This is a genomic window from Bradyrhizobium sp. WBOS08 (genome assembly GCF_024585125.1).
Taxonomy (GTDB): domain Bacteria; phylum Pseudomonadota; class Alphaproteobacteria; order Rhizobiales; family Xanthobacteraceae; genus Bradyrhizobium; species Bradyrhizobium japonicum_B.
The window spans coordinates 5,658,442-5,674,703 of the sequence record NZ_CP028988.1; the positions used below are offsets into that span (position 1 = coordinate 5,658,442).

At 65.2% G+C, this 16,262-nt stretch carries 21 protein-coding genes; 9 read left to right on the top strand and 12 right to left on the bottom strand.

Translation table 11 applies throughout. The annotated features are described in order from the left end of the window. The first annotated feature begins 62 nt into the window (after positions 1-62). Both DCM80_RS26590 and DCM80_RS26595 read left to right on the top strand, forming a co-directional pair. The gene (locus tag DCM80_RS26590; RefSeq protein ID WP_024338019.1) at positions 63-320 is read left to right on the top strand and encodes a hypothetical protein; all 258 of its coding nucleotides are present in this window, start codon (positions 63-65) and stop codon (positions 318-320) included. A gap of 114 nt (positions 321-434) precedes the next feature. Next, positions 435-1,526: a TRAP transporter substrate-binding protein gene (locus DCM80_RS26595; RefSeq protein ID WP_257194421.1), complete on the top strand. Its 1,092-nt coding sequence runs from the start codon at positions 435-437 to the stop codon at positions 1,524-1,526. Positions 1,527-1,910: 384 nt separating this feature from the next. Here DCM80_RS26595 and DCM80_RS26600 read toward each other — a convergent pair whose 3' ends face one another. The 6 genes from DCM80_RS26600 to DCM80_RS26625 form a co-directional block, all read right to left on the bottom strand. Continuing rightward, a complete protein-coding gene (locus DCM80_RS26600; protein ID WP_257194422.1) occupies positions 1,911-2,693 on the bottom strand; it encodes an ABC transporter ATP-binding protein in 783 nt (260 codons plus the stop codon). Continuing rightward, positions 2,681-3,736, bottom strand: a complete 1,056-nt coding sequence (locus DCM80_RS26605) for a dihydrodipicolinate synthase family protein (protein ID WP_257194423.1) — start codon at positions 3,734-3,736, stop codon at positions 2,681-2,683. Before DCM80_RS26605 ends, DCM80_RS26600 begins: the two co-directional genes overlap by 13 nt. A 6-nt stretch (positions 3,737-3,742) precedes the next feature. Beyond that, positions 3,743-4,564, bottom strand: a complete 822-nt coding sequence (locus DCM80_RS26610; RefSeq protein ID WP_257194424.1) for a GNAT family N-acetyltransferase — start codon at positions 4,562-4,564, stop codon at positions 3,743-3,745. Continuing rightward, on the bottom strand, positions 4,551-5,588 hold the full coding sequence (locus tag DCM80_RS26615) for an NAD(P)-dependent oxidoreductase (protein WP_257194425.1): 1,038 nt from the start codon (positions 5,586-5,588) through the stop codon (positions 4,551-4,553). Before DCM80_RS26615 ends, DCM80_RS26610 begins: the two co-directional genes overlap by 14 nt. 26 nt (positions 5,589-5,614) lie before the next feature. Beyond that, entirely contained in the window at positions 5,615-6,385 is a 771-nt protein-coding gene (locus DCM80_RS26620) for an ABC transporter permease (RefSeq protein WP_257194426.1), read from the bottom strand. Between the two features lie 83 nt (positions 6,386-6,468). Next, a complete protein-coding gene (locus tag DCM80_RS26625; protein WP_257194427.1) occupies positions 6,469-7,116 on the bottom strand; it encodes a TetR/AcrR family transcriptional regulator in 648 nt (215 codons plus the stop codon). Between the two features lie 100 nt (positions 7,117-7,216). Here DCM80_RS26625 and DCM80_RS26630 point away from each other — a divergent pair, with 100 nt between their 5' ends. The 5 genes from DCM80_RS26630 (at position 7,217) to DCM80_RS26650 (ending at position 10,749) form a co-directional block, all read left to right on the top strand. After that, positions 7,217-8,221, top strand: coding sequence for an ABC transporter substrate-binding protein (locus DCM80_RS26630; RefSeq protein WP_257194428.1), 1,005 nt, complete (start codon positions 7,217-7,219; stop codon positions 8,219-8,221). A 322-nt stretch (positions 8,222-8,543) separates the two neighbouring features. Then, positions 8,544-9,242: a septum site-determining protein MinC gene (gene minC, locus DCM80_RS26635; RefSeq protein WP_257194429.1), complete on the top strand. Its 699-nt coding sequence runs from the start codon at positions 8,544-8,546 to the stop codon at positions 9,240-9,242. Between the two features lie 19 nt (positions 9,243-9,261). Then, positions 9,262-10,077, top strand: a complete 816-nt coding sequence (gene minD, locus DCM80_RS26640; RefSeq protein WP_028136733.1) for a septum site-determining protein MinD — start codon at positions 9,262-9,264, stop codon at positions 10,075-10,077. Continuing rightward, on the top strand, positions 10,074-10,355 hold the full coding sequence (gene minE / locus DCM80_RS26645; RefSeq protein ID WP_028136732.1) for a cell division topological specificity factor MinE: 282 nt from the start codon (positions 10,074-10,076) through the stop codon (positions 10,353-10,355). The genes minD and minE overlap by 4 nt, the downstream gene beginning before the upstream one ends. Before the next feature lie 208 nt (positions 10,356-10,563). Then, positions 10,564-10,749, top strand: coding sequence for a hypothetical protein (locus DCM80_RS26650; protein WP_028136731.1), 186 nt, complete (start codon positions 10,564-10,566; stop codon positions 10,747-10,749). A 20-nt stretch (positions 10,750-10,769) separates the two neighbouring features. Here DCM80_RS26650 and DCM80_RS26655 read toward each other — a convergent pair whose 3' ends face one another. Then, on the bottom strand, positions 10,770-11,015 hold the full coding sequence (locus tag DCM80_RS26655; protein ID WP_257194430.1) for a hypothetical protein: 246 nt from the start codon (positions 11,013-11,015) through the stop codon (positions 10,770-10,772). A 117-nt stretch (positions 11,016-11,132) separates the two neighbouring features. Then, on the bottom strand, positions 11,133-11,546 hold the full coding sequence (locus DCM80_RS26660; protein WP_028136729.1) for a hypothetical protein: 414 nt from the start codon (positions 11,544-11,546) through the stop codon (positions 11,133-11,135). Between the two features lie 126 nt (positions 11,547-11,672). Between DCM80_RS26660 and DCM80_RS26665 the strand changes: the two genes are divergently transcribed. Beyond that, a complete protein-coding gene (locus DCM80_RS26665; protein WP_257194431.1) occupies positions 11,673-12,458 on the top strand; it encodes an SDR family NAD(P)-dependent oxidoreductase in 786 nt (261 codons plus the stop codon). Position 12,459: 1 nt separating this feature from the next. Here the strand turns inward: DCM80_RS26665 and DCM80_RS26670 are convergent, their stop codons facing one another. Together DCM80_RS26670 and DCM80_RS26675 are read right to left on the bottom strand one after the other, a co-directional pair. Continuing rightward, on the bottom strand, positions 12,460-12,690 hold the full coding sequence (locus DCM80_RS26670) for a hypothetical protein (RefSeq protein WP_028136727.1): 231 nt from the start codon (positions 12,688-12,690) through the stop codon (positions 12,460-12,462). Between the two features lie 465 nt (positions 12,691-13,155). Then, positions 13,156-14,196 carry a hypothetical protein gene (locus tag DCM80_RS26675; RefSeq protein ID WP_257194432.1) on the bottom strand — a complete coding sequence of 347 codons (1,041 nt, stop codon included), beginning with the start codon at positions 14,194-14,196 and terminating at the stop codon, positions 13,156-13,158. A gap of 363 nt (positions 14,197-14,559) precedes the next feature. On the opposite strand from DCM80_RS26675, the gene DCM80_RS26680 reads away from it, so the two are divergent. Next, positions 14,560-15,168, top strand: a complete 609-nt coding sequence (locus DCM80_RS26680; RefSeq protein WP_257194433.1) for a L,D-transpeptidase — start codon at positions 14,560-14,562, stop codon at positions 15,166-15,168. A gap of 26 nt (positions 15,169-15,194) precedes the next feature. On the opposite strand, the gene DCM80_RS26685 is transcribed toward DCM80_RS26680, so the two are convergent. Continuing rightward, positions 15,195-15,626 (bottom strand): hypothetical protein, encoded by a 432-nt coding sequence (locus tag DCM80_RS26685; protein ID WP_257194434.1) that lies wholly within the window; start codon positions 15,624-15,626, stop codon positions 15,195-15,197. Positions 15,627-15,741: 115 nt separating this feature from the next. Continuing rightward, positions 15,742-16,206: a MarR family winged helix-turn-helix transcriptional regulator gene (locus tag DCM80_RS26690; protein ID WP_257194435.1), complete on the bottom strand. Its 465-nt coding sequence runs from the start codon at positions 16,204-16,206 to the stop codon at positions 15,742-15,744. Positions 16,207-16,262: the final 56 nt, after the last annotated feature.

The window sequence follows — 16,262 nt, forward strand, 5'->3', positions numbered from 1 at the left end:
TGCCTGCCAGGGCAGGGCTGCCGTTTCCCCTTCGTTAAGCCGTCATCGTCCAAAAGCAGCCCATGAGCGATCCATCAAGTTCCGAGACCCCGCTGCGCACGACGTTCAAGATCAAGCTGAACGGCGACACGCTGGCGATCGCGACTGTCGGCCAGGCCTATCAATTCCTCACCAATTTCAAGTCGGTCGAGTGGATGGAATTCCGCTCCCTGCACGAGGACGCCGTCGCGGCCCTGGAAGGCGCGGCCGGTAATGCGATGCTGGCGGTGCAGGCAACCAACGCCGTGCGCGCGCTGTTCGTCAGCGCGAAGCTGCTCTGAAGGCCTGCGGGCCTTGTCCGCACGGCTTGAACTCCGCTGCAGGAACGGGCAAACGATCCGCGAAGATCGTTGCCGCAAGCCCGCATGTTGAACCTTACTTTCAGGAGAGCCATCATGAAACGCCGTACATTCCTTAGGGGCGGCGCGGTTGCCGGCGCGACTACGCTGGTTGCTGCACCTGCGATCGCGCAGAGCATGCCCGAGATCAAATGGCGCCTGACCTCGAGCTTCCCGAAGTCGCTCGATACCATCTACGGCACCGCGCAGACCTTCGCGAAATACATCGCGGAGGCCACCGACAACAAATTCCAGATTCAGACCTTTGGCGCCGGCGAGATCGTTCCGGGCCTGCAGGCGCTCGATGCCGTCAGCACCGGCTCGGTGGAGATGGCGCAGACCCCGCTCTATTTCTATATCGGCAAGGAGCCCGCTCTGGCCTATGCCACCGGTGCGCCATTCGGCATGAACCATCGCCATCAGGAATCGTGGTGGCACTTCGGCGGCGGCGCCGACCTCACCAATGAGGCGCTCAAGCCATTCAAGGCCCATGCGATCCTCTGCGGCAATTCCGGCACCCAGATGGGCGGCTGGTTCCGCAAGGAGATCAAGACCGTCGACGACCTCAAGGGCCTCAAATTCCGCATCGCCGGCATGGGCGGCCACGTGCTGGCAAAGCTCGGGGTGGTCCCGCAGCAGATCGCGGGCGGCGATATCTATCCGGCGCTGGAGAAGGGCACGATCGACGCGGTCGAGTTCGTCGGTCCCTATGACGACGAGAAGCTCGGCTTCTACAAGGTCGCCAAGTACTACTATTTCCCCGGCTGGTGGGAAGGCGGCGCCATGCTGCACATGATCGTCAACGACGAGAAGTGGAATTCGCTGCCCAAGCAATACCAGGCGATCGTCAACCAGGCGGGCTCGGCCGCCGGGGCGTGGATGGTCGAGAAATACGACAGCGTGAACCCGGGCGCGCTGAAGCGGCTGATCGCGAACGGCACCGAGCTGAAAGCGTTCCCGCAGCCGGTGCTGGAGGCCTGCTACAACGCGACCCAGGACCATCTGAACGAGCTCGCCGCCAAGAGCGACCTGTTCAAGCGCACCAAGGAGAGCCACGACGCGTATATGAAGGAGCTGCTGTTCTACACGCAGATCGCGGAAAACTTCTACGACAATTACCTGCTCAGCAAGATGCGCAACAAGAGCTGATGTGAGTGGGCGCGGTGTTCATGCCGCGCCCGGCTCTCGTAGGGTGGGCAAAGGCGCTCTTGCGCCGTGCCCACGTTCTTTCACTTCATGGGCAATGGTGGGCACGCTTCGCTTTGCCCACCCTGTACCCTTGAGAGGTTCGAGACGGCCTTTTGGAGTAGACTGGCCGTGCGGGCCGATCCGCCGGGAGCAGCCTTGCCCACCTGTGCCTTGAGCACCGACGTAGGAACCGCGCCCCCAGATGCTGTCCAGGATGCCGAAGGCACCGGCAACGCCGGCGCAACGCGTCCTGGACTGCATCGAGCACGGCGCTACCATATCGCTCAAGGGCGATCTCCCCTTGACCACGGGTAGGAGGTCCTACGGGACTCATCCTGTGGCGAACTACGCCGCGCCCAATCCCAGTTTCGCGTAGATCCTTCGCGCATACGCCCCGAAAGCATCGGTGGTCTTCAGCGGCAGGTCGCGCGGGAAGGGCAGGTCGATTGGAAAATAATCGGCCATCTTCGCAGGACCCGCGGTCAGCACCGCGCAATGCGAGGACAGGAAAACGGCCTCCTGGATCGAATGCGTGACGAAGATGATGGTCTTGCCGCTCTCGCGCCAGATCCGCAGCATCTCCAGGTTCATCTGCTCGCGCGTCAGCGCATCCAGCGCGCCGAACGGCTCGTCCATCAGGATCAGCTTGGGATCGTGAATGAAGGCGCGCGCGATGGCGGTGCGCTGCTGCATGCCGCCGGACAGCTGCTGCGGATACTTTTGCTCGTAGCCGGCGAGCCCGACCAGGTTGAGCAGGTCGCGCGCCCGCTCGCGCGCGGCCTTCATCGGCAGCCCGACGATCTCGGCCGGCAACAGCACGTTGTCCAGGATCGTCCGCCATTTCAGCAGCAGCGCCTGCTGGAACACCATGCCGATGTCACGGGTCGGATCGAACGGGCTGTCGGCATTGCCGATCCTCACCGTGCCGCCGTCGGCGCCGTGCAGGCCGGCCAGGATCTTCATCACCGTGGTCTTGCCGCAGCCGGACGGGCCGACCAGCGAGACGAGCTCGCCTTCCTGCACGTCCATGGTGACGTCGGACACCGCCAGGAATTCGGCGCCGCCGCTGCGATAGACCTTGCGGACGCCCTGCAGGCTGATGAAGGGGGCTGGGCTCATGCCAGCCATTTGTTCAGGTTCGCGGCGACGAAGGCATCGTCGCTGAGGTCGGCGTGCTCACGCGTGACGCGGTCGATCTCCTCCTTCTGGCCGAGGCTGAGGCCCTCGTTCGGATCGAGGCACCACAGGCCTCGCATCAGGCCCTGGCGGCGCAGGACCTCGTGGCAGCCTGCGATGCAGCCGTGAAAATTGTTGGCGACATCGAAGAAGGCGCTGTTGCAGTCGGTGACCCGGGCATCGAGTGCGAGAAGATCCGCCGGCACGCTGTCCTTGTGCCGTGCCGCCCTGCAGCGCTCGAACTGCTTGATCGCGCTCGCGGTCCATACCGACCAGTGGCCGAGCAGGCCGCCCCTGAAGTAGGTGCGGGTGGTGACGCCGTTGTCGCGCAGGTCGAAGGGCAAGGTGAGATCGAGCAGGATGTGATCGTCGTTGCCGGTGTAGAGCGCGACGCGGTCGAGCGCGCCTGCCGCCGCAACACCGCGCAGCACATCGAGCGTCCGGTAGCGGTTGAACGGCGCGATCTTGATCGCGATGACGTTGTCGATCGAGGCGAAGCGCTGCCAGAACCGGCTCGACAGGACGACGCCGCCCACGGCCGGCTGGAGATAGAAGCCGACCAGCGGGATTTCGGCCGCGACCGCCGTGCAATGCGCGATGATCTCGTCCTCGGAGGCGCTCTTCATCGCGGCGAGGCTGAGCAGGCCGGCGTGATAGCCGATGTCGCGCGCGGTGCGGGCTTCGGTGACCGCCTGCGTTGTCGGACCGGCGAGGCCCGCAACCATCGCCAGCGGACGCCTGGTCCAGTTCGCCGCGGTCTCGGCGGCGAGCTCGAGCACGGGGCGGTAGAGGCCGACATCGCGGATCGCGAACTGCGTGGTGTGCACGCCGACTGCAAGGCCGCCCGAGCCTGCGTCGATGTAATAGCGTGTCAGCGCCCGCTGATGCTTTTTGTCGAGCTGACGTTCGGCGGTGAGCGCGAGGGGGTGCGCCGGCAGCACCGTGCCCTCATTGATCAGCCTGCGGACGTCGCTGTTGATCTGGCTGTGGTGCATGATGTCCTATCCGAATTCGGGGCCGGCGACGGCGAATGGGGTTTCCTCACCGGTGACGGTGGCGGGGCCGAACCGCATGCGCTGGAACGGGCGCTCGACGGTCCAGCCGGAGGCGGTCAGGCCTTCGAGGAACACGGCTTGCGAGGCGACGGCGTCGAGCAGGAGCGGGCTGGTCTCCGAGCGCACGATGGCGTCAACCAAATCCAGGGCTGCCGCGACATTGTCAGCCAACAACGGGCCGATATGGCGGGCGGTGCGGCCGTCGCGTACCAGCGCGATGGCGCGTTCCGTGCCGACGATGCGCGAGCCGGGACGCTGGGCGAAGGCGGAGAGGAGCGCGGTCCGGTCAAAGCCGCTCGCGCGCCGATCCCGCATCGCAAGCGCATCGAGCGTCGCTAACGACAATGGCGGCGCTTCCGCTCGCGCAGGCCGCGCCAGCTTCAACCTGCGCAATTGCAGCGTCGGCGTGAACCCAAGCGGGCCGTAGACGGCAGCGCCGTCGGGCGTAGCGTCGAGCCAACACGTCAGGCCGTTCTTCCGTGCAGTGTCCAGGCACGCATCGACGAGGCGTGTTGCAAGGCCGCGGCGGCGATGCGTTGCCGACACCAAGACCATGCTGATCCAGGCGTTGTCGCCGGAATAGGGCAGCAGGGCGGCGGTCGCGACCAGCCGCGCGCCGTCACGGATGCCGAACACGATGCCGTCGCGCAGGAAGATGCGCCAATCCTCTTCGGTCTGATTCCAGTGCGCCTCGGTCGAGAGCGCCAACCCCGCGATCGCGTCCTGCACGCCGAGCTTGAGGACAGGCGGGGCTTCAGTAGCGTCCATCGCGCACCTCGTATTTGGTGGGCTTGCCGAGGCTCGGCATGGCGCGCGCGACCCAGTCGGCGGTCCAGGCGATCAGCTGCTCGGTATCAACCACCGGCAGGCCGAACAGCTCGACCGCTCTTGACGTATCGGTCAGCCAGGCCGTCGGCTCTTCCTTGCCCGTCAGCACCGGCGTGCGGCCGAACCTTGCGCCGAACTTTTGGGCGAGATCGCGTACCGCCAGGATCTCGTGGCCGCTGACATTGATCGGCGAGGTCGGCGTCGTGCAATGGGCGAGACAGCGCAGCGCCTGCGCGGATGCATCGCCCTGCCAGATGAAGTTGACATGGCCCAGGCTGACGTCGATCGCCGCGCCGTTGAGCACCTTCGTCGCGATGTCGTGCAGCACGCCGTAGCGCATGTCGATCGCGTAATTGAGACGGAACAGCCGCCCCGGCGTTCCAAGCTTGCGCGAGAAGTATTCGAACATGCGCTCGCGGCCTACGCAGGACTGCGCGTATTCGCCGGGTGGATTCGGCGCCATGTCCTCGGTCGAGCCCTTGCCGTCGACCGGGACGAAGGGATAGATGCAACCGGTCGAGAACGCCACGATGCGCGAGGACGGGAAGGCCTGTGCCACCAAGGCGGGCACGTGCGCATTCATCGCCCAGGTCAGTGACAGGTCGCCCTCGGCGCCGAACTTGCGGCCGGCCATGAAGACGATGTTCGGTGCCTTCGGCAGCGCCGCAATCGCCGTCTCGTCCATCAGGTCGCAATTGATCGTCTCGACCCCGCGCGCGTGCAGCCAGTCCTTCACGCCGGCGTCGCTGAAGCGGGCGACGCCGATGACGCGGCGATCCGGCACCGCGGCTTTCGCAAGGCCCGCCAGCGTCGGGCCCATCTTGCCGGCGACGCCGAGGATCATGATGTCGCCGTCGACCTTGGCAAGGTCGTCGATCAGTGCCTGCGTCGGCCGGCACAAGAGGTCGTCGAGGGCTGCGATATCGGGGATGGTCTTCGGCAGCGTCTGGCGGGTGAGCAGCATGGATTGGGTCCTCAGGTCTGCCGTTGTCAGGTCTGTCTTGCGTCGCCGACCACGAACATGCGTTCGAGGGCCAGCACCAGGCCGTAGAGCGCGACGCCCAGCAGCGTCAGCAGTACGACCGCCATCACCATCGCGGGCGTGTCGAGCGAGGACTGTACCTGGATCATGAGGTAACCGAGCCCGCGCTCGGAGGCGATGAACTCGCCGACGATGGCGCCGGCGACCGCCAGGATGGCGCCGACTTTCATGCCGGAGAAGATGTAAGGCAGCGAGCCCGGCAGCTGGATCTTGCGAAACAGGGTCCAGCGCGAGCCGCGCAGCGATTTGACGAGATCGAGCAGATCCGGCTCGACCTCGCGCAGGCCGCGCGCGGTGGTGAGCAGGATCGGGAAGAAGCAGATGCTGAAGGCAATCAGGATGTTCGGCACGATGCCGTAGGAGAACCAGACGATGAAGAGCGGGCCGAGCGCGACCTTCGGGATCATGTTCAGCGTCACGAACAGCGGCAGCAGCACGAGGCTCAGCAGCGGCGCCCAGCTGAAGATCACGGCGAGCGCGACGCCGACGACGGCGCCGAGCGCGAAGCCGCCGAGGATCTCGACCGCCGTCACCAGTGTGTTGGCGCCCCAGGCATAGCCTGCGGTGCCCAGCGTCTGGATCGTTGCCAGCGGGGAGGGCAGGATGAATTTAGGGACCTGGAAGGCGTCGACCGCGACCTGCCAGAGCACGAGCACGGCGAGATGCACGATCAGGATGATCGCGAAGCTGCGCGGGATGCGGGCCCTGTCTCCTGCCACCGATGGCTCCCTGTTGCCGCGGCAACGCGGCCGCAGGTCGCGAGCCTAGCCGCGTTCGGGGAAAGTTTCAACCAGTTGGTTGATTATGGCCGGAGCGACTGCAGCACGAGGTCGGCGACGTGGCGGCGGCGGGCGCGGCGCTGGGCGCGGCTCGACAGGTCCTTGCCGAAGATCGCCGACAGCGTCGGCGTGTTGGAAAAGAAGAAATAAGACAGGCCCGCAATGGAGATATAGAGCTGGACCGGATCGATCCCCTTGCGGAACACGCCCGCGCGCACCCCTTCGTTGAGGATGTGCGAAACGCTCTTTACAAGCGGGGAATGCATCGCTTCCAGCCGCGTCGAGCCGCGGACGTGGCGGGCGCCGCCGCGGTTCTCGTCGTTCAAGAGCACGATGAAATCGGGGTTTGCCGCCAGATGGTCGAACGAAGCCTCGATCAGCTTGCGGATCGCCTTTTCCGGCGGCAGGCCTTCGAGGTTGAGCTTGCGCTCCTGCTCGCGGATGTCCTCATAGACCCATTCCAGCACGGCGAGGTAGAGCGCGTCCTTGTCGCCGAAATAATGGTAGACGAGCTGCTTGTTGACGCCTGCGCGCATCGCGATCTCGTCGACGCGCGCGCCTGCAAAGCCGTGCCGGGCGAATTCCAGGCGCGCCGCGGTCAGCAGCTTGTTGCGGGTGGCGACGGGATCGCGGCGCTGCGGCGCGGTGTCGCCAGATCGTTTTGCGGACATTTTCAACCAAACAGTTGACAAGTGGAGGGCGGGCTTGTTGCATTGGTATCCTCACAAGAGGAGAGCGACAAGCCGGGTCGCTGGCATGAGGAGAGATGCGATGAAGCGTTTGCAGGCGACTGTTGTGGCCCTGATGCTCGGCTTGCCGGCGGTGCCGGCGAGCGCGGGCGAGGCGGTGAACCTGATCCTCAACTGGACGCCGACGGCCGATCACTCGCCGTATTATTACGCCAAGGCGCAGGGCTGGTACGAGAAGGCCGGCATCGACCTCACGATCGAGACCGGCAAGGGCTCCGGCGTCTCCGCCGCCAAGGTCGGCTCCGGCGGCTCGCCGTTCGGCGTCGCCGATCTCGCCACCATGCTGGTGGCCAAGAGCAAGGGCGCCGACACCGTCGCGGTGATGAGCGTCTACGCCAACACCGGGCAGACCTTCTACTGGCTGAAGAGCTACGGCGTGAACGGGGTGAAGGATTTCGCCGGCCACAAGATCGGCAATCCGCCCGGCGATGCCTCGCGCGTGATGTGGCCTGCCTTCGCCAAGGCCGCAGGGCTTGCCCCCGACTCGGTCGGCTTCGTCAATGTCGGGCCGACGGCGAAGATCGCGGCGCTGAAGAGCCACACCGTCGATATCATCAGCGACTTCTACAACGAGCACGATCTGAAGGTGATCGAGTTCGGGCCCGACCTCGGCTACGTCAATTGGAAGGACATCGGACTCAATCCCTACGGCAATTCGCTGATCGTCAATGGCGCGTACCTGCAGAAGAATCCGAAGGTCGTGGAAGACTTCGTGCGCGTCACGCAGAAGGCCTTTGCGGCCTGCGTCGCCGACGTCACGCCGTGCCTGAAGGCGCTGCTCGACCAGGTCTCCGGGCTCGATAAGGCGAACCAGGAACGCCAGTGGGAGCGCATCAAATTCCTGATGACGGACGAGTTCACGACGACAAAGGGTCTCGGCTGGATCGACGGCGAACGGATGAAGAAGGATTACGAACTGGTCCAGACCTACCTCGGCATGGAGAAGCCGTTCGATGTCACGACCGCGTTCACCACCAAGATGCTGGACCCCGCGATCAAGATGGACGCGAGCAAGGTGAAGAAGTAGCGGCCTCTCTCCTCGTCATTGCGAGCGCAGCGAAGCAATCCAGACTGCTTCTGCGGAGGCAGTCTGGATTGCTTCGTCGCAAGAGCTCCTCGCAATGACGCTGTGAGAGGGATGGGCCTTGCTCACTGGTGCCCCAGACGCAGCGCAGCGTCCCTTCGACGGTACGCTGCAGAGCCGGGGCCCACGCGCCGAGAACATGACCTGGTGGCACGAGAGCGACGCGAACCGGCCCATGCCACGTAATCCCACGGAGAATTAACCGGCCGTTAACCATATCCGCCGCATCGTTAACCATTCAATAACAGGGAACGAGTCGGCCGCTATGGAGGCTGCAGTCAAACCTCAACGCCAAATGGTGCGCCTGCGCGGGCGCTCCTACGTGGCCTTCGTGTTTACGCCGACGGTTCCGGTGCAGGACTGGCTGCACGAGATCGACGCCACCATTGCGCGCTCGCCGGGCTTCTTTGCCGGCCGGCCCGTGGTGATCGATTTGTCCTCGGTCGATCTCAGCCAGTCCGGCATTGGCCATCTGCTCACCAGCCTGCAGGACCGCAATATCCGCGTGCTGGGCATCGAGGGCGTGGAGGAGGCGAAGCTCACGCCCATGATGCCGCCGTTGCTGTCGGGCGGGCGCAGCTGCGTGGTCGAGCCGACCGCGCCCAAGAAGCCCGAGGCGAAGTCCGAGACCAAGTCATCCTCGCTGCTGCTCGAAAACCCGGTGCGCTCGGGCCAGACCGTGATCTTCCCGGACGGCGACATCACCATCCTGGGCTCGGTCGGCTCTGGCGCGGAGGTCGTCGCCGGCGGCTCGATCCACGTCTATGGCGCCCTGCGCGGCCGTGCCATGGCGGGCGTCAACGGGCACACCAGCGCGCGCATCTATTGCCAGAAGATCGAAGCCGAACTGCTTGCGATCGATGGGTTTTATCAGACCGCCGACGATATCGACGCCGCGCTTCGCGGTCGGCCGGCCCAGGCCTTCCTGCAGGGCAACATTATGCGAATTACCGCGCTGAACTGACCAGAAGGAGACAATTGAGATGGCCAAGGTACTGGTCGTGACATCAGGCAAGGGCGGGGTCGGCAAGACCACGACCACCGCCGCGCTGGGGGCCGCGCTGGCGCAGCGCGGCGACAAGGTCGTCGTCGTCGACTTCGACGTCGGCCTGCGCAACCTCGACCTCGTGATGGGGGCCGAGCGACGCGTCGTGTTCGACCTCATCAACGTGGTGCAGGGCGTGGCGAAGCTGCCGCAGGCACTGATCCGCGACAAGCGGCTGGAGAACCTCTGGCTGCTGCCGGCTTCCCAGACCCGCGACAAGGACGCGCTGACGGAAGAGGGCGTCGGCAAGGTCATCGCCGATCTGCGCGAGCGCTTCGACTGGGTGATCTGCGACAGCCCGGCCGGCATCGAGCGCGGCGCCTCCATGGCCATGCGCTTCGCCGACGAGGCCGTGATCGTCACCAATCCGGAAGTGTCCTCGGTGCGCGATTCCGACCGCATCATCGGCATGCTCGATTCCAAGACCGTGCGGGCCGAGAAGGGCGAGCGGGTCGAGAAGCACATCCTCATCACCCGCTACGATCCCTCCCGCGCCGCGCGCGGCGAGATGCTGACGATCGACGACATCCTCGAGATCCTGGCAACGCCCTTGCTCGGCATCATCCCCGAGAGCCAGGACGTGCTGCGTGCCTCCAATGTCGGTACGCCGGTCACGCTGTCGAATGCCGACGGCGCTCCGGCGCGGGCCTATATCGACGCGGCACGCCGGCTGTGCGGCGACACCGTGCCGATGCAGGTGCCGACCGAGCGCAAGGGCTTCATGGATCGCCTGCTGCGACGGAGGGCGGCATGAGCATGGGTCTGCTTCGGCTTCTCCGCGGCAACAAGGCCTCTGCACCGGTCGCGCGCGAACGGCTGCAGATCTTGCTTGCCCATGAACGCGGAATGCGCGGCCAGCCTGATTTGCTCGGCGTGCTGCGCGAGGAAATCCTTGCCGTCGTCTCCAAACACGTGACGCTGGATCCGACCAAGGTCATCGTCCGGCTCGAACGCGGCGACGAGGTCTCGACCCTGGAGGTCGATATCGAGGTGCCCAACGATTTCGAGCGCAAGAAAGCCGCGGTCGCGTAGGGATCGCGGCCGACGACGAGCCAGTTTGGGGTGGCTGAGAAGGCGGTCCGCTGGGCATAGCGGGCCGCCTTTGTCGTTCGCGTCACTCCGGCTCCCGGCCAGCCAATGTGATCGATGGCGGGCGGAACGGGACCTGCGGCGGAGTCGTTACCGAAAACCAGGGAGAGCCGAGTCAGGGCCCCGCGGTTTCGTCAGACGGAGAGCGCAAATGATGTCCGAGGTCCAGGTCCATACCGTTGCGCGGCAGATGCTCGAGCAGCACGGTTTTGCTGCGATCGCGAAGGCGGCCGAGCAGGCCCAGGCCTGCGAGAGCCGCGGCGAGGGCGACGAGGCCAGGGAATGGCGTCACATCGCCGACGCCATGAAGATCATGCGTGGGCCCCACCAGGGCTGACCGCCGCAGCACGAACTGCGTCAACGGCCGTCGCGTTCGGTTCCGTGCGATTGGGATCGGCCGGTTTGCGACGGGTTGCGGTCTCCTGCCTCCTTGCAAGGCAGCGGCTCCCAGGTCCCGTCAGGCGCCTGCTGATACGCGCTGCACCCGGAAGAGGGCGAATTGCCCTCGGCTTTCTGGCTGTCTGAGTTCTTCGCCAGCACAGGGCCGGTCAGCACCGTGGCGGCCGCGAGCGTGCCGGCGAAAACGACATGGATCATCCGCATGAGAGGTTCCTGTTCGAATTCGAAGAGGCCCCGCATGCTTGCCAGAATTGTGACAATTGTTGGCCGGCGGACAATCTCTCGGCCGCGTGCTTAACGCGCCCTTGTCAACCGCCCGTTTTAGCCGCCCTTGGCGCGGATCAGGCCGGCGAGGTTGGTCTTCTGCACCTCGCACCAGCTCGGCATGCCGAGGCGCCGCTGGTTGAGATCTGTCGCCTGGGTCGCCACCGCGACCTCGGCCATCAGATCGTCATCCTGCTTCTCGCCCATCTTGCCGCCGGTGTGCATCCAGGCAATCGCCTTGCGCACCTTCTCGGTGGTGCCCTCGGGCAGGTGCATCTGTTCCGCCCTCTGCACGAGGTCCTGGTAGACGACGTCCGTGCCCGGGCATTGAACCTTGGCGGCGAAGGCCTGCAGCATCAGGGTCACATAGGTCGAGCGTGTGTGGTCCTTAGCCTGGTCCTTAGCCTGGTCCTGGGCCTGGGCGGGAGCTGCGCTCAGCAACAGGGCAGCGATCAGCAAACCGTAGCGCATCCTGGTCTTTCCTCCGATTTTTGGGGAGGCTAGCGTCCGGCGCGCGGCTCCGCAATGGTGCCGAGGCGGATTTGTCGCAACCTGCTGGAGTCCGCTATCGTGGCTGGCAACGCCTTGGAGAGCGACATGAGCCTGTTCAGCGCACCGTTCGATCCCACCCACGATACGGCGCTCGTGACCGGCGCGGGCAACGGCATCGGCCGCGCCATCGCGCAGGCTCTGGTCGGCGAGGGCGTGCGGACCGTGTTCGCCGACGTCGATGCCGGGCGGGTGAGCGCCGCGATCGGCGCCAGCCCGCGGCCCGAGCTCGCCGTGCCCTGGGTCGGCGATCTCGCCGAGCCGGCCGCATGCGAGGCGTTGCTCGATGCGGCGACGACGGCATTGGGCGAGATCACGCATTTCGTCCACAGCGCGTCGCCGCCGCGGCGCGAGGCCGATCATGCGCTCGCGGTCGATCGCAGGACCTGGCAGCAGATGCACGCCGTCAATCTCGATGCCGGCTTTCACCTGGGGCGCGAACTCGCCAAGCGCCTGATCGCGGCGAAGCGGCCGGGCTCGTTCCTGTTTCTCACCTCGCTGCATGCCGGCACGCCGCGCAACCTGCCGCATTACTCCACAGCGAAGGCAGGGTTGGCGATGCTGGTGAAGGAGTTGGCCAGGACGTTCGGCCGCTACGGCATCCGCGTCAATGCGCTGGTGCCTGGTGCGATCGCGGCCGGCGGGTTCGTTGCGGATCCCGCGCTGGCGCGGCACATTCCGCTCGGGCGTCTCGGCGAGGCCGACGACCTCGCACCGATGGCGCTCACGGTGCTGTCGAACAAGCTGTCCGGTTACGTCACCGGCGCGGCCTTCGTGGTCGACGGCGGCTTGGCTCTGACGAACTGGTTCGAGCCACCGGCGCTCGACGCCTAAGTCAGCGGCGCCAGGCCGGCACCGGATCGAGCGGCGTACGATAGAGCTCGTTGTGATCGCGATCGGTGACGCGCACCGCGCATCCCTTCTGCTGCAGCTCCGGCTTCACCTGGGACAGCTCGCATGCGAGTTGATCGGCGCGATCGGAGGCGACCTCGATGTCCTCGAGAATGATTCCGCCCTGGTTCCTGAACTCTTCACCAACCACGAGATCGAAGGAGTAGTAAGGCATCCGAATTCCCCGATGTGACGACCCGGCTTTAAAAACAAATCTTCAATGGAAATCTCGACACGTCCGGATGGTAGCACTGAGTCGATATCTATCGAATGAACGGGCCGCGCAATCTCTGTGCTTATGGCGCAGAAATGATGTGCAGCCTGCGGGGCCGTTAAGAGTTTATTAAATACGTGGCGCAATCATAAGGCATGGAATTGCAGCAGAACCGGGCTCCGGGAACCGGCAGCTGCAAGAGAAGGCCGCCGGCATAGATCCCGACGGCCTTTTCTCTTGAGCGTGAAATATTGCTTCCCCGTAATTGCCCGGACTCAACGCATCACACCGACTCGGACAGCGTGTACGCCGCTGTCGCGCTAATCTAAAGCGCGATGCGATTAGGATGAATCGTCATCGCGCTTTCGATTGTTGTTTAAGCATGATCTTTTCGGAAAACCGCTGCGCACTTTTCCGGATCATGCTTTAGCGCAACGGCATTGGCGGACGCACGATCGGGCCGTCGTCATCGGCAACGGCTTGCGTTGTAGTCACGGGTGGCGGCGGGACCGCGGCAGCTTGCGACGGCGGCGGCGGTGCGAGCGGCTGGGGCGAATGAGCCGGCATGTAAGTTTGCGACACGGCCGGCTTCGGTTTGCGAACCGGCGGCGCCGGAGGTTTCGGCGGCAGCGCGGCTGCGCGTGTGCGCGGATCGACCGGCTTGGCCTCGGCCACCGGTTTCGGTGCGGGCGGCTTCGCCATCTCCCGCGCCATCTGCTCCTGTCCAGCCTTCAGTTCGGCGATGTTGGCCTTGAGCTGCTCGATCTGCTGCGCCATCGCGGCGAGGTCGCGCGTCATCGATTGCACCGACTGTGCTGAATCGGAAGCGGTTGCCGCAGGCGAGGCTGTTGCAACCTGCGCCAAGGGCGGCGTGGCCGATTGATCAATGGCTTGATCGGTCGGCGTTTGCGCTGCGGGCGGCGCATCTTGCTGCGCGGGCGCCGCGGCTTGCGCGGGGGCGACTGACGCGGTCTGCGATGCCGAGGGCAACAGCGACGTCAGCGACGCCAAAGCAGGCGTCCATTCGGCGAGCATCTGCTTGGCCGTATCGCCATGCCTCTCCCAGGCGATGGTGGCGGCAGCGCTTCCTCCGGCAAACAGAACCGTGACGAACGCACCGCGCAGCCACTTGCGCATTGCCGATCGCTTCGGCCGGACGTGATCGTCGCTCGCTGCGACGCGCACCGCCGTGTCGACCGAGGGCGGCGGCGCCGCCGGCGGCTCCGAGACCGGAGCGAATCGAGGCTCCAGTGAGCGCTTGGGCTCGAGAGAGATCTTGGGCGGTGGCGCGAATTTCGGTTCCGGACGGGTCGTGACGTCAGGCGCCAACGCCGGTGCAACACTGACGGGACGCGAAGCCAGCACGATGTCGGGCGAAATCTGAATCGCGTCGTGCGGATCGTTGTCCTTCACCGTGTCCTTCACGATCTCATCGACGATTTGCTTGGGGTTCAGCGTCGCGAGCATCGCAGCTCCTTTGAGGCCCAGGCGTTGAGGCCCGGTGTTACGTCCTGGTCGCTCGCATTGGCGCGAGCCGATCTATCGAGGGGAGCTCATACAAATCCGATGAGCCCCGGCGCATGACGCACGAGTCCAGCCGGGTTTGACCAAAGCAAGGCGAGGGGATGGAGATGATGCGACGCTCTTCCGCCGTTTGTGGTGATGGAACCAGATTTCTCGAACACGTGCACGTGTTCCTCGTTGCCTTGTTTTCAGCACGATTTTGGCAACATCTGGTGGCGCTGGGGGTGCTATCCGCTAGAGGGGCCGGCGGTGCCAAGATCTTTAATCGCTTTATTCGCTATTGCCTTGCTGCCGCTGGGCGGCTGCATGCAGACCACGCTTTCACCTTCGAACGATGCGAGCATGACGCCGCGCGACCGGCAGCTGCTCGCGCATACGCCTTACACGAAGGCGAATGTGCCCGAGCAATATCTCCGTCACATCGTCGATTATCACCGCAAGGAGCAGCCCGGCACCATCCTCGTCGATACCGACGCCCGCTACCTCTATTTCGTGCTGCCTGACGGCAAGGCGATCCGTTACGGCGTTGCGGTAGGCGAGGAAGCCATGGCGTTCTCCGGGGTCGCGCGGGTCGGCCGGCTGGCCGAATGGCCGGACTGGGTTCCGACGGCAGATATCCAGGCGCGGCTCGGGCCGTATCCGGCACGGGTTCCCGGCGGTCCCGCCAATCCGCTGGGCGCGCGCGGCATCTATCTCTATGCCGGCAACAAGGACACGCTCTATCGCATCCACGGCACCAACCAGCCCGAATATATCGGCCAGGCGATCTCTTCCGGCTGCATCCGGATGCGCAACGAGGACGTGATCGACTTGTACGACCGGGTAAAGCTCAATTCGATGGTCGTGGTGCTGCCGCCCGGACAGAGCGCGCGGGCCGCGACGGGCGGAAGCTGGCAGAGCTTACGCGCGCTCTGACGTCAGATGCTTGGGCTGATCCTGCCCTAGTCGGCAGGCCGCGCGATTCGCCATTGCAGTGTCGTGGCGTTGCCCTTGGCGTCGCCGGGCGCCTTGTCGGCGGGCGAGGTGTAGAGCGGACGATAGCGGTACGCCCACATCCTGCTGCCGTCGTCGCGGCTGATCACGGTGAAGTCGCCGACCGCCTTGGCGTCGGCTGTTGCGGGCAGCGGCACCCAGCTCTCGGTGCACTTGCCGTTGCAGTTCGACGTCTTTCCGGTGGTGTCGCGCTCATAGGTATAGAGCGTCATGCCATTGAGATCGACGAGCTTGGGACCCTGCTTGGTCAGGATGACCTTGGCAGGAGCCACCGGCGCCTCGACCTTCGGCGGAGGAGGGTCACCGCCGCCATGGCCGCCCGCCACCGCATGACTGACCGTGAGCGTCATGGCTGCGGCCACAACGAGGAACCTGAACATTCCGAACTCCGTCCCGCAAAGTTAATCGCGCGTTAAGCGCCCAATGCGGCCGACGTTAGCAGCTGAAAGTTAGTTCCTGGTTTCGTGCGCTGCGACAATTGCGGCACGTGCGGCATCAGACCGCCGCATCGCGCAGCGGAGCGCGGCTCAGATCGTTGCCGGCGGCAATCGCCTTGCGCAGCAGTCGCATCAAGTCCTCGGCCTCTTTTGCGCTGAGGCCGCGCAGCATGATGCGTTGGGCCGATTCGACCGCCGGCGTGATCTTGCGGAGCGTGCGCCGGCCTTCGTCGGTGATCACGAGCTCGCGGGCGCGGCGGTCGCGGCTGGAGGCGCGGCGCTCGGCGAGGCCCTTCTGCACGAGGCGGTCGATCACGCCGGTGATGGTGGTGCGGTCGTAGGCGATGAGGCCCGCGAGCGTCACCTGGTCGAGCCCCGGATTGGCCTTGATCGTCGCAAGCGCGGCGTATTGCACCGGCGTCAGGTCGAAGCCGGCATCCTCGACCTCGGCCAGGAACACCGCGACCGCGATCTGCTGGAACCGGCGCGCCAGATGCCCGGGCATGTCGTTGTTGTCTTTCACCGAATTGTTCTCCTGGGACGAGGCGCCGCGGCTCGTTGACAAGTATACTGATAGTC

What these genes read in the sequence shown, in the direction of transcription:
- DCM80_RS26590 (WP_024338019.1), top strand. Translation starts at nt 63, where the DNA reads ATGAGCGATCCATCAAGTTCCGAGACCCCGCTGCGCACGACGTTCAAG.
- DCM80_RS26595 (WP_257194421.1), top strand. Translation starts at nt 435, where the DNA reads ATGAAACGCCGTACATTCCTTAGGGGCGGCGCGGTTGCCGGCGCGACT.
- DCM80_RS26600 (WP_257194422.1), bottom strand. Translation starts at nt 2,693, where the DNA reads ATGGCTGGCATGAGCCCAGCCCCCTTCATCAGCCTGCAGGGCGTCCGC.
- DCM80_RS26605 (WP_257194423.1), bottom strand. Translation starts at nt 3,736, where the DNA reads ATGCACCACAGCCAGATCAACAGCGACGTCCGCAGGCTGATCAATGAG.
- DCM80_RS26610 (WP_257194424.1), bottom strand. Translation starts at nt 4,564, where the DNA reads ATGGACGCTACTGAAGCCCCGCCTGTCCTCAAGCTCGGCGTGCAGGAC.
- DCM80_RS26615 (WP_257194425.1), bottom strand. Translation starts at nt 5,588, where the DNA reads ATGCTGCTCACCCGCCAGACGCTGCCGAAGACCATCCCCGATATCGCA.
- DCM80_RS26625 (WP_257194427.1), bottom strand. Translation starts at nt 7,116, where the DNA reads ATGTCCGCAAAACGATCTGGCGACACCGCGCCGCAGCGCCGCGATCCC.
- DCM80_RS26630 (WP_257194428.1), top strand. Translation starts at nt 7,217, where the DNA reads ATGAAGCGTTTGCAGGCGACTGTTGTGGCCCTGATGCTCGGCTTGCCG.
- minC (WP_257194429.1), top strand. Translation starts at nt 8,544, where the DNA reads ATGGAGGCTGCAGTCAAACCTCAACGCCAAATGGTGCGCCTGCGCGGG.
- minD (WP_028136733.1), top strand. Translation starts at nt 9,262, where the DNA reads ATGGCCAAGGTACTGGTCGTGACATCAGGCAAGGGCGGGGTCGGCAAG.
- minE (WP_028136732.1), top strand. Translation starts at nt 10,074, where the DNA reads ATGAGCATGGGTCTGCTTCGGCTTCTCCGCGGCAACAAGGCCTCTGCA.
- DCM80_RS26650 (WP_028136731.1), top strand. Translation starts at nt 10,564, where the DNA reads ATGATGTCCGAGGTCCAGGTCCATACCGTTGCGCGGCAGATGCTCGAG.
- DCM80_RS26655 (WP_257194430.1), bottom strand. Translation starts at nt 11,015, where the DNA reads ATGCGGATGATCCATGTCGTTTTCGCCGGCACGCTCGCGGCCGCCACG.
- DCM80_RS26660 (WP_028136729.1), bottom strand. Translation starts at nt 11,546, where the DNA reads ATGCGCTACGGTTTGCTGATCGCTGCCCTGTTGCTGAGCGCAGCTCCC.
- DCM80_RS26665 (WP_257194431.1), top strand. Translation starts at nt 11,673, where the DNA reads ATGAGCCTGTTCAGCGCACCGTTCGATCCCACCCACGATACGGCGCTC.
- DCM80_RS26670 (WP_028136727.1), bottom strand. Translation starts at nt 12,690, where the DNA reads ATGCCTTACTACTCCTTCGATCTCGTGGTTGGTGAAGAGTTCAGGAAC.
- DCM80_RS26675 (WP_257194432.1), bottom strand. Translation starts at nt 14,196, where the DNA reads ATGCTCGCGACGCTGAACCCCAAGCAAATCGTCGATGAGATCGTGAAG.
- DCM80_RS26680 (WP_257194433.1), top strand. Translation starts at nt 14,560, where the DNA reads ATGCAGACCACGCTTTCACCTTCGAACGATGCGAGCATGACGCCGCGC.
- DCM80_RS26685 (WP_257194434.1), bottom strand. Translation starts at nt 15,626, where the DNA reads ATGTTCAGGTTCCTCGTTGTGGCCGCAGCCATGACGCTCACGGTCAGT.